This is a genomic window from Elusimicrobium minutum Pei191 (assembly GCF_000020145.1).
GTDB lineage: Bacteria > Elusimicrobiota > Elusimicrobia > Elusimicrobiales > Elusimicrobiaceae > Elusimicrobium > Elusimicrobium minutum.
The window spans coordinates 250,708-264,706 of record NC_010644.1 but is presented as its reverse complement, the minus strand read 5'-3'; the positions used below and the strand labels follow the sequence as shown (position 1 = coordinate 264,706).

The following is a 13,999-nucleotide window of genomic DNA, read 5'->3' as shown; positions in this document are numbered from 1 at the left end:
TTAACCTTCTTTATTTTTTAATATCGGCGAACGATATTTTATAAATCCGCAAGAACTTAAAATAAGCTTACGGGGATTGTATTGCTGCATTGAGTTTATAGTAAATGAATCATCCTGCCCGCCGGTACTTTTTATTATATTGCCAAACCATATTTGAATATTGTTATTTGTAATTTCGGTAAATGTTCCCACTTTAATAAAAACTCTATTTTCTGGCGCAGAGCCGGTATTGTTTCTAAAAGAGTTTTTATCACTGTGGATATCAAAATCAACCTCTAAAATATCCCCGCCATAAATCCTTTCAAACAAAGTAAATCCCTGTTCTTTATATTTCAAAGGGTTCTTTTGCTGTGCGTCAATTTTCCTTATAATTTCTCCGCAGAGTTTGCCTTTATTATCATAATATAAATCCACGCATAAACTGTCGCCCGTATCGTAACCGTATCCGGTAGTTGTAGGCGTGGGCTTAGAAATAGCAAAAAATTTACCGGGCTCTTTCTTGGAAAGCTGCACATATTTATCGCCGGATAAAGAAATAGCTTTTTGATATATACTCGCATCATTAATATTCTTTTCTTTTTTTCCTTCCGCCTTTGACTTTTCATTTTCTTCTTCCAGAAGCTTTTTCGCTTTTTCCAAGTTATCTTGTATAACATCAAATAATCTTTTATTATTCTCAATGGCAGATTTTATTTTCTCATTTTTCATCTCACTCTCTCTGCCTTTAAATTTTAAAAGAGCCGTTTCTAAAAAATCTTTCGGGGTTTTCTTCTTTTGGGGATCTGTTAATTTTAAAGCACTTAATTTTTTATATGTTGTTAAAGTATATCCCCTTTCCGAGTAGAAAATTTTATACATAGTTCCTTTTACAAGCTCGCCGTTATCACTATGGTCATGTTTAACACTGATAAAGGCGTTTTTAAGCGCAGTTTTTACCGAACTCTCAAAACTTTCTAAATCAGCATCAATATTTTCCCAGACAATATTATTAGGAGGTAATAAAATTTTAGAAAGCCAATTGCGCTCGCTATAATTAATTTTATAATCCTTACCGGCCATTTTATTTAGCAGATTGCCGTATCCTCTCGAAGCGTACGCGATAACGATAGCGTCTAACGCGTGATGTCTGTTGTCCAGTCTTATTTTTTTATTGCTGTTTACATCCTTATTAAAGCTCTCCGACTCTTTCTCGGTAATCAGCTGTTTGGCAAAAGGTATCATTAACCCCTGCAGTCCCCACGCCATACGTAACTGCGCTGTTAGAGAGCCTTTTACGCAGATTATATTGGGCTTTTCAAACAAACAGGCAAGATATTTATGCGCGACTTTTGAAATATAAGAGTTATCCGTTTTAAACCTGGCAGCCATTGGTTTATTTTCTATAAACTTTTCAAAAGCACCCTGATTAAAACGCCATGCTTTATGCGGAATGTTTTCTTTTACATTAGAAAGTATTCTGTTATAGTCATACTTGCTGTCTTTTGCTGCCGAAGCAAACGCGGCCCACGGGGAACGTTTTGCCTTATCGGCATTGCAAGCGCTGTGGGAAATTACAAGGTTATTCCTGCCGTTGTCTTCGCTTTCGGCAATGGGGAATAAGTGTTCTATATCGGCTTGGTTATTAATAATATCATTAGGGCTTATTTGTCCCCCACAAAATGGGCATTGGCTTTTTTGTTCCTCCAATAATTCAAATTTCAAAATATAATTTCGTGGGTTTTCTCTTCTTGTAATTATCACCTGCTGCTGAGGTCTTATATAAATTTCATAAATTCTATTTCTGTTGCTTTCATTATCGTTTTGCTCACGGCTAAGTTTCGACCTGTCTTCGGCGGATTTTTTTAGTTCTCTGGCGGTTTCCAGACCTATTTCGCAGGGTTTCTTCCCTAAAATATCTATAATTTCATTAACCAATTTGCGAAGTTCATTCAAAGTTTGGTGAACGACGGGATTGGCTATCCTCCCATACTCCAGTTCATATTTATTTGTATGTGGGGTTTTATAGCCTTTATCTTTAAATTGCGGGGAGAAGCCTTTTGCAATTATTTTTTGCGTGCTTTCCTGGAGTACCGCGCCATAATATGGTAGCCTGTCTTTTATCGCTTGTTTTTCTTTGGTTAATTTTCCTTCTTTTAAGGCTTCTTCCACAGCTTCCGTATAAGATAAATCATTTTTAATTTTTTCTAAAATTATGAGCATGGCACTCTTGCCAAGCGGCGCGTAGGAAGAAGACAATACAATTTCATTAAACGCATTATCGATTTCTTCCTCTGTTAAGTGATATTCGTTTGAAAGTTTTTCGGTCAACAGTTTTTCATCAGGGCAGGAGTTCCAATCGTAAAGGAAACTGTCTTGCTGCGCCTCAGATAATCTTGCCCAGAAGGGCATGCTTTCCAATTTGATTAATTTATAACCTTTTATTTTTTGTGCTTTTTTATCTCTGCCTTGTAAAATGATATCTTCGAAGTTTGTATTTTTTAGCCCAAGCAGTTTTTTTGTTTGGGCCGGCGTAAGTTCACTCCCGGTTAACAGATAATCAAACAGTTTTTGCTTTTGTTCTTTGGTGAATTGCTTTTCGTAATATCCTGTAATTTCGCCCGTTACTATATCAACTATGGGGTCAGAGTATCTTGCGTTGTTTAGTGTTTCCCAAAGTCTGCGTTCTTCATTTAATTTATGAGATGCAGGCAAGCGTTTTTCGTCTTTTAAATAAGGGCAGAAACCACTTTCCGGGATTAGTTTTTCCGACTCATAACCAATTGCTTTTGTAAGCTTTTCAATATATTCTTCTGTTAATTCTTTATGAAAACCATCCTTCCCGGCTTGTTTTTTTAATATAGCCTCCGCTTCTTTAATCACCAAATCCCTTGTGGGGGAGAATTTATGATTATTCGCTGCGTTGCTTATTTTTTCCCGCTTATGTTTTTCTTTGTTTTCAAAAAATTCTTTATATAGATACTCGCCGTATGTTCTATAATTCTTTTTTGCCATCAATCTTTTTATGTTTCCTGCTATTTTTTTATTTTCGGTATTTTCTTTTTGGGCTTCCTCTGAATCATTCTCAAAAGTTCTTATGGCAGACGAGCCTCTGTGCCCTGCAATATGATATAAAACATAGCCCAGTTCCTGTAAAGAAAGCCTTTCATCAAGAGATTTTACTCTCAACTCATATATATCTTTCTGCAAAACGTCTCCCAAAAATCGTTTGGCTGACGTTTCCCCTTCTGAAGAGTTTTCTTTCCTATCCAAATCGGCAGGAACTGGCAAAGCTAATTTTTGTTCCGCCAGAACTTTCCACAAATACCGCATTCTTTCTCGGGTGTGCCTGTGATTATTCCTTTGCCCTCGTGATAATTTCCTATCTGCCGCCCCGGCGGACGCTTTGAAAATCCTGCTTCCTACCATTATTATTTCTTTCGGCAATAAGACATTACCATCGTTTTCTTCCATGGAAACTATTGCAAAACCTATAGACCCCACGCCCAAATCCAAGCCTATGCGATAAGGTTTATCCCCTAGTTTTTCCTTTATTTTTTGAGCTTGTTTAATATATATATGATTTTGTTTGGTATTTATATTTTTTTGCATATTCCCCCGCCTTATTAATTCTATTTATCTATAGTCATTTAAGCATATTTCTGATATATCTTCTATATTCCTTTTTGGCATTGAGGGAGTTTATTTGTTCCATGATAAGCATAGTGTGTTCAAGTATTATTATCCTGTTCTTAATGTGCACCAAATCTTCTATGCCTAAGACACCGGTGTCAGCTTTGCAGTATTTTAACAATTTTTCAATACTGTTGTAGACCCTATTTAAAAAGCGAAAATATCTGATGCAATTCCATTGAATATTACTTCTTTGCCGTCCTTAGCCGTTAGAGTTAGTTTGGCTCGGTTTTTGTGGGCGGCGCTATCTTAGAGTTGGTTATTTCGTCGTCAAACTCTTCCTGTAAAGCTTGTCTTTTTACTATTTTAATAAAAGGGATATAATAAGAACTTACAAAAAACAAATCGTGGCAAATCATTTGTGGGAAAATAAAGACATGGTGGAAATTTTTCATATGTTTTCCATATGATTATATTGTATTATATTTGGCATTTTTTCATTCTCTTCTGATTAAGAACAGCCGTATAAATATTACAATATAATGTTTCTTATTTTTTGATAAAATTTCGTTATGAAAATTAAAAAGATAAAACCTATAATTAAAACTGAAACAAACATAGAATTCAAATATAAACTTGAAGGGTTTGGTTGCTCAAAAGCCTATCTTAAAATAGGTGACACGAAAGTTATTTTTCCAAGTATAAGTTATTTGTGTTTTCCCATCACGGATTTATTGGAAGGGCTATTAAGTATTATTGCGGAATGGGATATAATTTCAAAACAAGGTAAAAATACTAAAATTACAAATGACGACTCTGTTTTTATATGGGAAGATGAGCCAGGCGGTTACGCGTGGAGCTTGGAACGGCATAGGAGAAGAAACCTTAGAATAATCATTAAAAGTTTATATGAGGACGAAAGTGGAAAAGAAAAATATAACAAAATAGTTTTAGACAAAATAGTAAATTTCAAAGCTTTTTTAGCTGTAATTCTAACACAAATTGACGCTATTGTTAAAGAATACGGGCTTTTGGGATTTAGAGGAAATTGGGCTACAAACACACAATTCCCATTAAGCCAGTTCCTTGAATTAAAGTATTACCTACTTTATAACAAGATATTGTATATAAGTAAGGAAGGAAAAACCAAAAATTGGTCATTAAAAAAAGAACTTCAATTATTAAATACTGAAATATTATAAATTGCAGATTGGTAAATGAATTCTGAAAAAAGAAAAAATGTATGGCTTTAGTTGAAGAGTGGCAAATACAATAACTAAGGGAAGTCTTTAAAAAATTGGCGACAATATAAAATGGCGTGCTGCAAAACGAATAGAAAATTTATATATGCTATCTTTGATATAGATTATTATTACGAAAATCATTACGATAACAGAAAGCCGCTATTTAAAATAATAGGAGTTGTAAAAGAAATTAAGGCTCTTTATAAGCAGTATGAAAACCACATCTCCCCATAATTTAATAATTATAAAATTGTCCATAGAATTTATGCAAAAACAGTTGAGCTAACCTCGATGTATGATTAAGAAAAAGATGCAGACTGTTTGAAATTCGACGGCTATATAGTCGTGTTGCAGAATTACTCTATCGCCAATAATTAACAGACACCTAAAACGGAATTAAAACATGAAAGAATTTCCATATAAAACAAAAACTTTTGCTGTTAAATATAAAGGACAAGCCGGATGGCAAATTTATGACGGTGGGATATCCGACGAAAAGTTAAAAAAGGATTTCATTTCTAATCCTGATGTGGAAAAGGTGGAAATGATCTGCCATGGTGATTGGAATATATATCAGAAGCTTACGAACGATTTTCGCACCTTCCATCATCTCCACCATATAATCATGTATGATGGCTGGACTTTAGATTTCGAAAATGGATGTTGGCGCGCCCCTGATGAAATGCCCACAGAATTCTCTTCCAAGCCACAACAGGCTAATGAACTCAAGATTTTATGGAAGATAGATGAACAAGAGTGTAAGGATAACAAAGCCGACCCTGTTTGTAATGACGTAATCGTAATTGCACTAACAATTACAGCCGGTCCAGAAAGGATAGCAGATATAGCCTGGGAAACAAAACATTTGTTTTCTTCTATGGATAGCTTTCTTAAAAATATTAAAGATGGCAAAGATGCCAAGGCTTACTTTGAATACTACTCACATGAAGAACTATTTATTTGGCAAAAAAATAACGGAAAGCTACGTTTTGCTATACGAAGAGACAATGAGAAAGATTTTGAAACTTTGATAGATATATTTATTGATAAAGAATTATTCATAAAAGCATGGAATTCTGTTCTTTCTGATGCATATAGTTTTATGAAAGCGCATGACAGCCATAATTGGATACAAAAGTAATAAATATATGCTTTTTTATCCGATATAATTGTGCAAGGTTGCAAAATTGCAAAAGCGTGCAAAGTTTGCCTAAAATAGAATGTTTTTCAAGATCAATGTCGCAAAATATGTCTAAAAAAGACTGATTTTTAATTACCTCTTTTTATATTTTTTTTATAAAAATCCCTGATAAAAAGAATTAATTCGCTGTTATTTTCTAACGGGAATCTCTTTCCATTGTATACGGCAAATCATCTAAAAAATCTGCATAAAATGCCCCAAAACGCTAAAATTTCCTGCAAAGTCCCTGATATACGAAAATTTTGAAAAATATAAACAGAGAGCATTTGCTGCCAATACTATGTACTCGCCATTTAATACCCAAGTTTGGTGAAAATCACCGTTAAACCCGGGTATTTTTTATTTTTCTTCAGAATATCCTAACCTTTTCCTATGAGAGAGTTTTATATAGTGCTTTAAGGCAAAAACATGAATAAAACAGCATAAAATTCTCTATTTGCCTTTTTCACAGCCACATTTGTACGAAAAATACTTATAATATTAAAAGAGGATATATTATGAAACTTTTTAAATCTATAATAGTTTTTATTGGGTTGTGGATTATTGCAACAGTTGGTTTATTTTTCGCAGGATTTTACCTTTTCCCCTCGCAATACCGATGCACTATCGGCAAAAACGGCGCAACCTTATGTCTTTCCGTCCCCAATCCTGAACTTGAAATCTTTGCAAAAACTGGTTGGATTTTTCTTTTCTCATTTCTTTTGGCGTTTTTGTTATTTGTTATTATTAGGATGCTATTTAAAAGCAAAAAAACTAAATAACAAACAAATAAATTTTGCTGTCAAAACTACAGACTCCGTATTTTTAGTATATTGGAATTTTTGGTCTATCCGGTTTTTCCCGCTTAAATACAAAACCCCGCTTTAAACTAAGCGGGGTTTTAAATTAAAATCAATTGTTATTTGCCAGCGGCTATAAACAAACGGCTAAATGAAAATGACACGCCTACAAATAAATTTTGACCTAGTCCGCCAAAGTTGGTGGCCTGCGCGGCATACCAGTTAATAAACGGCGCAACGCTTAAGTTTTTATAAACTAATACGTCCATGCGGGCCTCAATACCTATTTCATAATCAAGGTCAATATTTCTTTCATCACTCCTATAAACATAATCCCTAAAATACGCGTCAAAAAGCGCTTTAACACCATCTCTTAATTCATGTTCAAGCCTTAAACCGGTTTCCCAGGCGAAGTTGGTTGAATATGGGGTAATGGTAAAATCTTCCTCCAAAACGCCGGCTAAATAAAACTCTCTTATATATTTTCCTTTAAATAATTTAGCCCCTCCTCTGGCTCTGCCTACCTGCTTCCTGTGTCCGCTTGAAGCAGTGGTAAATTCTGTTTGGTATTCTAAATTAGCAAAAGGCCCGGCTTCAAACCCGCCTAGAAAATCCTCAATCTCCCAAAGCCTGTAAGCAAGGTCTGTTGTAATTGTAATTCTGTCAACATTTTCAGACTTAGTTGCCGGGCTACCGTCCGCGGGCCTGATTTCCGTTCTGCCGTATTCAGCCACCAAATTATTAGACCACAAAAACATTTCCGCGTAATAACCGGCAAATAAATTACCATACCCCTGTATTAAAGTCTGGCCGTCAGCTGAAAGTCTGGAATCAGCAAATCCTCCATATCTTTGGGCATGCTGAACGCTTGTGCTTGTAAGATTTAAAGATATTCTTTTAAGTTCCAGCTCCCAACCGCTTTTGCCGCCTTCCTGCGCAAATAGGGTTATATTCAATAAAATTACCGCCGACAAAAATATAAAAGTCTTTTTCATTTTCTTTTTACCTCTTTAAAAACGATATCCCTAAAAAAGGGATATCGTTTATTTTTTTGAATTTTTACTGGTTTTTAAATAGCTACTTTAAATCGTATACCCAAATTCTGGTAGTCTTCATTTTTTGAAAGATTATGAAAATCATAAAAGGCGCCTAAAAGCACAATGCCTTTTATAATCTCAAAATTCGCGTTTAATGAAAAGTAAAATTCTTTTTCATCTTTTGTTTCAGCAACATCGTAAACTATATATCCCGCTTCCCCGCCGAAATCAAAAAAACTTAACGGCCTTACGGAAACAATCGCTCCGCCGCCAACGTTTGACTGATAATTTTTATCCGGGTTTATAATTTCGGTTCCTTTACGCCAATATCCGTACATTGCTTTAGCGCCTATTGAAAGTTTCTCAAATTTCGGGCCTGCCAAAAGTTCCCCTTCGTATTTTTGAGTGCCTGATTCTATACCGCCTTCGGCAACAGTGTCAAACGCGTCAAACGTAACTTTGCCCAGCAAATCTATTTTAAAGAGCTTATCTAAAAACCTTATTTTAGCTAAGGCGTAGGGGTTAAGAAACCCTTTAATTTTTTCATTCTTGCCGTTGCGCAAAGTGTCATACTTTTTATAGCTTATACCGCCGCCTAAAACAAACCAGTCAGCCAGACCCAAAGTTAATGTCTGGTTGGCGACATATCTTCTTTCTTTATCGCCGTGTATATTCCTGCCAACCCACCCTGTCGTATCCAGAACAATAACACCCAAGTCTTGAATGTAAAAAGGATCGCTCAAACGGTATGGATGAACGTCCTCCTCATAATAATATTTATTGTGGTACCTTGTTGAATAATAATTTTGCGCGTAACCCGCGGTAACGACACAAATAAAAACAATTAATATAATTATTTTTTTCATAGGCTCTCCTAATATCTAATCAAAAACAGAGAAGGCGATATAAAATAAAACAAATTTACTAAAGCGCCGAAGCTTAAAAACGGACCGAACGGAATTGCGGAACCTTTGTCGGCGCGTTTGGTAACCATTAAAAAAATAGAATAAACAAGTCCTATTAAACAGGCTATAACCAAAGTAGTTATAACACCCTGCCACCCGAGCAAGGCGCCTACCCCGCCCATAAGTTTAATGTCGCCGCCGCCCATAGCTTCTTTCCTAAACAAAGCGTACCCCAGCAAAGCAACCGCCAAAAGCCCGCCAAAACCCACTGCCGCGCCCAATAAACTTTGCCCAAACATTTGTAAAGTTGTTCCGCTAAAGTTAGGATTACACCAAAAAAACGCAAGACCCCAAACAATAAGTCCTATTGAAAACCTGTCAGGTATAATCATTATTTTAATATCAATTACGGAAGATATTATAAGGCTGTATACCACAACAAGAACAACGCCTGTCCATATTGTAATACCATACCTGTAAACAAATAATCCCGTAAGCAGCCCAGTTAAAAGCTCCACAACAGGGTATTGCCATGAAATTTTTTCCTTACAATGTCTGCACTTGGCGCATAAAATAATATAAGACAGCACGGGCACATTGTCATACCATTTTATTTTAACGTTGCACTTAGGACAGTGCGAAGGCGGGAAAGCAACGCTTTTGCCTTCGGGTATTCTGCATATGCAAACGTTTAAAAAACTTCCTATTATAAGGCCGAATAAAACGGCAATAATTATTATAAATATATCCACTAGTGATTCCGCCAGTCAACGCCGCTGGAATCAGCGCCGTCAAGATTAATTTTAACTTCACCCCAGGCAGGGTCATTTTTATCGTTTATATAATACCAGCCGCCTTTGCCCGTAAACTCTGTGCTTACCATGTTTGATTTTTTATGGCCTTTTACTTTGGCAAAAGGAATACTTTCAATATACACAGGTATTAAAGACTGCAAATTATCCGTAGGATATGTGCCTTTATTATTGCCGTAGTAAGCGGCTATGGCGCTTCTTAGCCTTGCCAGGTTATAGTTAGTGTTGCCTTCTTGGCACTCATTGTGAAGAGAAATAAATTTAGGCACGCTTATACCTATTAAAAAAATAACTATTATTACAGCGCAAAGCGCCTCAACCTTAGAAAAACCTTTGCGCGAGCATAAATTCCCGCGCAAAGTTTTTACTGTATTTACAAATATTTTCTGTTTCATAACCAACTCTTTACAAACTATTTTAAAGTCATTGCCATATGAGCGAATACTTTAGCGTCGCCCAAAGTATTCTTAATACTTGAACATTCATTCGGGCTGTGCAGCGTTTCAAGCAGCTTCGAGTATACAACACAAGGAACGCCTTTGTTTCTTAAAAACGCGGACACTGTGCCCCCGCCTATACCTACAACTTTGGGGTTGTTTTTATAAACAAGTTTAACGGCATTTACAGTGGCTTTAACAATTTCAGCCTTAGGGTTAGTGGGTATAGAGCTTTCATTTTGAACTACCTCAACGGTAATTTTTGTTTTAAATTTCTGGCTGATTTTTTTAACTACGGCGTTAACCTCTTTCATAACCTGTTCAACTTTATAAACAGGCAGGATACGGCAGTCAAAATAAAAAACGTCCTCACCGGGCAAAATGTTAATGCTGTCAACATTTGACTCCTTTTTTGTAGGCTCAAACGTGCTTACCGAAGGCGCGAACATTTTGTCTTTCTTATTAAATTTTTTATGCAAAGCTTCATCAAGCGCTACTATTAAGTTAGCACCCGCTCTATGGGCATTATTTCCGCTTTCCGGCATTGAGGCGTGGAACTGCTTGCCGAACACCTTAAATTTAAGCCAGCAAATAGATTTTTCAGCCACTTCAACCTGAGTGCCTTCCTTGTTGCCGCCGTCCGGCACCATAACACAGTCATTTTTACCGAAAATTTTAAAATGCTTTTTTACGATATGTCCTATACCGTACGCGCTGCCTGTTTCTTCGTCAGCGTTAAAAATAAAACTAAAATTAATATCGGGCCTTATGCCAAGGTCCATCATAGCTTTAACGGCTACCAAACCTGAGATAAGACCTTGCTGGTTATCTTCAGTTCCGCGGCCGTAAATTAAATCCCCCTTTACTTCCGCTTTATAAGGGTCCGTTTTCCAAAGGCTTAAATCGCCGGGGGACACAATGTCCATGTGCGCCATAACCCAAAAGTTTTTTGTTTTATCTTTGCCGTAATACTTGGCTATAATGTTGGGTCTTACGCCGTTTTTAGCTTTTTTGTCCGGGCAGTCCAAACGGTAAACTTCGTCAAATTTCATTTTCTTCAAAACACTTTCCAAATAAACCGCTTTATCATATTCCCCTTCGCCACCGGGCAACGTGGGTGAAAGCGCCGGTATAGCAGTTAAACCTTTTTGCATATCGATAACAAATTGTTTTGAACCGTCAATTTTTTTTAAAATTTCCTTAATGCTCATATTAATTCTCCTCTCAGATAGGGTTAGCCACGTCTATAAATTCCGTGCTGACTTTAAATTTTTTACCCACAAGTCCCATAAGCGCTTTTACGCCGTACACTTCAGAATTATAGTGGCCAAGCGCCATGTAGTTTATTTTTCCTTCTCTGGCAATTTCCTGCACAAATTCTTCGGAACTGCCGGTTATAAACAAATCCGCCCCTGCGTCAACGGCTTGTTCAAACATATCATACCCGCCGCCTGAAATTATAGCAACGATTTTATTTTTACTCTTGCCGAAATTGAAAACCAAATTAGGCTTTACGGCAAATTTGCTTTCAACTTCCTTAAGAGTCATTTCTTTGGGGAGCAGCCCCATAAAACCTATCTTTACGCCGTGATAAACGCCAAAAGACTTTATGTTTTTTACCCCAAGTTTCTTTACCATCTGCGCGTTATTGCCTAAAACAGCGTGCATATCCAACGGCAAATGCCAGGAGGCAAGATTTATATCATGCTTAATTAAAAACTCTATCCTTTTTTTAAAAATGCCTGTTACGGCAGGATTTTGGGACCAAAGCAAACCATGATGGGTAATAACCATATCGGCTTTAGCGGCGGCCGCTTTTTTAAAAAATTCAAGGTTGGCCGACACGCCAAATACTATTTTACGTATATTTTCCCTCCCTTCAACCTGCAAGCCGTTTTGGGACGCATCCTTAATAAGCGCGGAACCCAAATAGTCATTTATATAATCAATTATGGAGTTTCTAGTAACCATATGATTATGCTATCATTTTATTGATATGAAAAGAAACTATTTTTTTGCATTCTTATTGCTTATATCGGCGGCGCTTTCATATGCGCAAGACGTCCCTGTGGCGGCCAACTTGCCGCTGAGGGAGAAAAACCCCGAAACGGTTTACCCGATTTCAGTTGAGTATCCTCATGAAAATATGTACATTCCGATGGGTACAAAAGCAACTTTTATTTTTGGAAACATAAGCAACCCCAAGGCGGCTCTTACAATAAACAATGTACCTGTTCCCGTTTATAAAACAGGCGGATTTTTAGCTTTTTTACCCATCGAGGAAGGTAAGTTTACTTTTAATATTGAAACAGACGACGGCGTTGTAAAACATCAAGCAACCAGAACCGTTAATGTAGACGGAGTAAAAATAAAGGAATTTAAAGAAGCCTCTTTTGAAATAAAAACAATAAAACCGCAAACGGATATTTGGGCTGTACCCGGCGATAAAATAGAGCTTTCCGCCTTTGGAATGCCCGGCTCTTCGGTAACCGCGGCGATTTCCGGTTTAAAAGAAGCAAAAAATATTGAGCTTAAAGAAGTTGAATCCGGTTTTTACCAAGCGTTTTATATTATTACAGACAAAGACCAAGCTAAAGCCGCAAAAATTACTTACAGAATATTCCATGAGCCCACCGGCACAAAAAACAGAGCTGTCGCCCCGGGCAGGCTAAAAATATTGGAACCTAAAGATTTTGTAACTGCTGAAATAAAGGCCCCAGGAAGCCGCATAAGAAATCAAGCGGTAAAAAAAGGAAGCTTATATCCTTTTTATAATATGTACGGTAATATAGTAATAGACGGTTTGTACGAAGGAATGTACCGTGTACGCTTAGGTGAAAAACACAGCGGGTGGATAGAGGAATCAAAAGTAAGGCCGGTAAGAAAAACACCTTCGCTTAATAAAATAGAAACCGTTACAACGGAAGATCTTACAACAAAAACAAGAATTACCTTTTACGGCAAAAATATTGTACCCGTACTTACTGAAAGCGGGCCGACGTCATTTAACATGACTTTCTTTTATACCGATTACAATATCCCTGTTATTGAAGACCCTATAAGCACTTTGGTTAACAATATAGTTTTTGAAATTATTGATGACACTACAATAAAATTTAATTTAAATTATGCGGAAGGCCAAATCCTTTGGGGTTATGATTACGCATATGACGAAAAAGGCAACCTTGTTTTAGAGCTTATGCATAAACCTTTTTTAAACCCGCAGCCGGGCAAACCATTGGCAGGCGCTAAAATTATGCTTGACCCGGGCCATTCCCCCAGAAGGAAGCCCGACTATGACGGCGCCATCGGCCCTACAGGCCTTTTGGAATACGAAGTTAATATGCAAACCGCCAAAGAGCTGGCCAGTCTTCTTGCAAAAACGGGAGCGGAAGTTATTATGAGTAAAAACGAAACTGAACAAACTTCCCTGCAGCAAAGAGCTGCGGCGGCTTTAAAAAGCGGAGCGCATATTTTTGTAAGCATACACCACAACGCTTTACCTGTAGGCGCCAACCCGCTTTCAAAAGAAAGGGGATTTACAGTTTATTATTTCCATGAACACAGCAAAAAACTTGCTGAGGATATAACAAAAGGTTTTGTTAAAAATGTAAAACTGCCCAATATGGGCACCTGGCCCGGTGATTTTTATGTTGTGCGCACACCCCAACTGCCCGCTGTGCTGACGGAAAACGCCTTTTTAATGTACCCCAACCAGGAAGAAATGGTGCGAAACGACAAAACCCGCCAGGCTTTTGTTAAAGCTATCTACGAAGGTATTTTGAATTTTTATAATGTAAAAATTGACGAGCCCGCCACCGCGGCCACAAAGCCAAAGGTATACAGGCATAAAAAGAAAATTACCAAAAACACGCAGGTTAAAAAACCTATTATGGCAAAATCCGCCGCTCAAGCAAAATAGTTTTAATTTGTTAAAGTATTAAAATTTGCTAAAATAGATGTACGTTTTAAAAG

The 13,999-nt window shown here is 37.0% G+C and carries 12 protein-coding genes; 4 read left to right on the top strand and 8 right to left on the bottom strand.

Features of this window, described 5'->3' with window-relative positions; all coding sequences use genetic code 11:
* A complete protein-coding gene (cas9, locus tag EMIN_RS01230; RefSeq protein ID WP_012414420.1) occupies positions 1-3,588 on the bottom strand; it encodes a type II CRISPR RNA-guided endonuclease Cas9 in 3,588 nt (1,195 codons plus the stop codon).
* Between the two features lie 296 nt (positions 3,589-3,884).
* Positions 3,885-4,064: a hypothetical protein gene (locus tag EMIN_RS01225; protein WP_012414419.1), complete on the bottom strand. Its 180-nt coding sequence runs from the start codon at positions 4,062-4,064 to the stop codon at positions 3,885-3,887.
* A gap of 117 nt (positions 4,065-4,181) precedes the next feature.
* Here EMIN_RS01225 and EMIN_RS01220 point away from each other — a divergent pair, with 117 nt between their 5' ends.
* From EMIN_RS01220 to EMIN_RS01210, 3 genes are all read left to right on the top strand, one after another.
* On the top strand, positions 4,182-4,811 hold the full coding sequence (locus EMIN_RS01220) for a hypothetical protein (protein WP_012414418.1): 630 nt from the start codon (positions 4,182-4,184) through the stop codon (positions 4,809-4,811).
* A gap of 445 nt (positions 4,812-5,256) precedes the next feature.
* A complete protein-coding gene (locus tag EMIN_RS01215) occupies positions 5,257-5,994 on the top strand; it encodes a hypothetical protein (RefSeq protein ID WP_012414417.1) in 738 nt (245 codons plus the stop codon).
* Between the two features lie 557 nt (positions 5,995-6,551).
* On the top strand, positions 6,552-6,815 hold the full coding sequence (locus tag EMIN_RS01210; protein ID WP_012414416.1) for a hypothetical protein: 264 nt from the start codon (positions 6,552-6,554) through the stop codon (positions 6,813-6,815).
* Between the two features lie 137 nt (positions 6,816-6,952).
* Here EMIN_RS01210 and EMIN_RS01205 read toward each other — a convergent pair whose 3' ends face one another.
* The 6 genes from EMIN_RS01205 to EMIN_RS01180 all read right to left on the bottom strand — a co-directional run bounded on the left by EMIN_RS01205 (position 6,953) and on the right by EMIN_RS01180 (position 11,995).
* The gene (locus tag EMIN_RS01205) at positions 6,953-7,828 is read right to left on the bottom strand and encodes a hypothetical protein (protein ID WP_012414415.1); all 876 of its coding nucleotides are present in this window, start codon (positions 7,826-7,828) and stop codon (positions 6,953-6,955) included.
* Between the two features lie 74 nt (positions 7,829-7,902).
* Positions 7,903-8,736 (bottom strand): hypothetical protein, encoded by an 834-nt coding sequence (locus tag EMIN_RS01200; protein ID WP_012414414.1) that lies wholly within the window; start codon positions 8,734-8,736, stop codon positions 7,903-7,905.
* Positions 8,737-8,744: 8 nt separating this feature from the next.
* Positions 8,745-9,527, bottom strand: coding sequence for a prepilin peptidase (locus EMIN_RS01195; RefSeq protein WP_012414413.1), 783 nt, complete (start codon positions 9,525-9,527; stop codon positions 8,745-8,747).
* Complete coding sequence (locus EMIN_RS01190) at positions 9,527-9,982, bottom strand: type II secretion system protein (protein ID WP_012414412.1); 456 nt, start codon at positions 9,980-9,982, stop codon at positions 9,527-9,529. Before EMIN_RS01190 ends, EMIN_RS01195 begins: the two co-directional genes overlap by 1 nt.
* Before the next feature lie 17 nt (positions 9,983-9,999).
* Complete coding sequence (locus EMIN_RS01185) at positions 10,000-11,235, bottom strand: M20 family metallo-hydrolase (protein ID WP_012414411.1); 1,236 nt, start codon at positions 11,233-11,235, stop codon at positions 10,000-10,002.
* Between the two features lie 13 nt (positions 11,236-11,248).
* Entirely contained in the window at positions 11,249-11,995 is a 747-nt protein-coding gene (locus EMIN_RS01180; protein WP_012414410.1) for a Nif3-like dinuclear metal center hexameric protein, read from the bottom strand.
* 25 nt (positions 11,996-12,020) lie between these two features.
* On the opposite strand from EMIN_RS01180, the gene EMIN_RS01175 reads away from it, so the two are divergent.
* Entirely contained in the window at positions 12,021-13,946 is a 1,926-nt protein-coding gene (locus EMIN_RS01175) for an N-acetylmuramoyl-L-alanine amidase family protein (protein WP_012414409.1), read from the top strand.
* Positions 13,947-13,999: the final 53 nt, after the last annotated feature.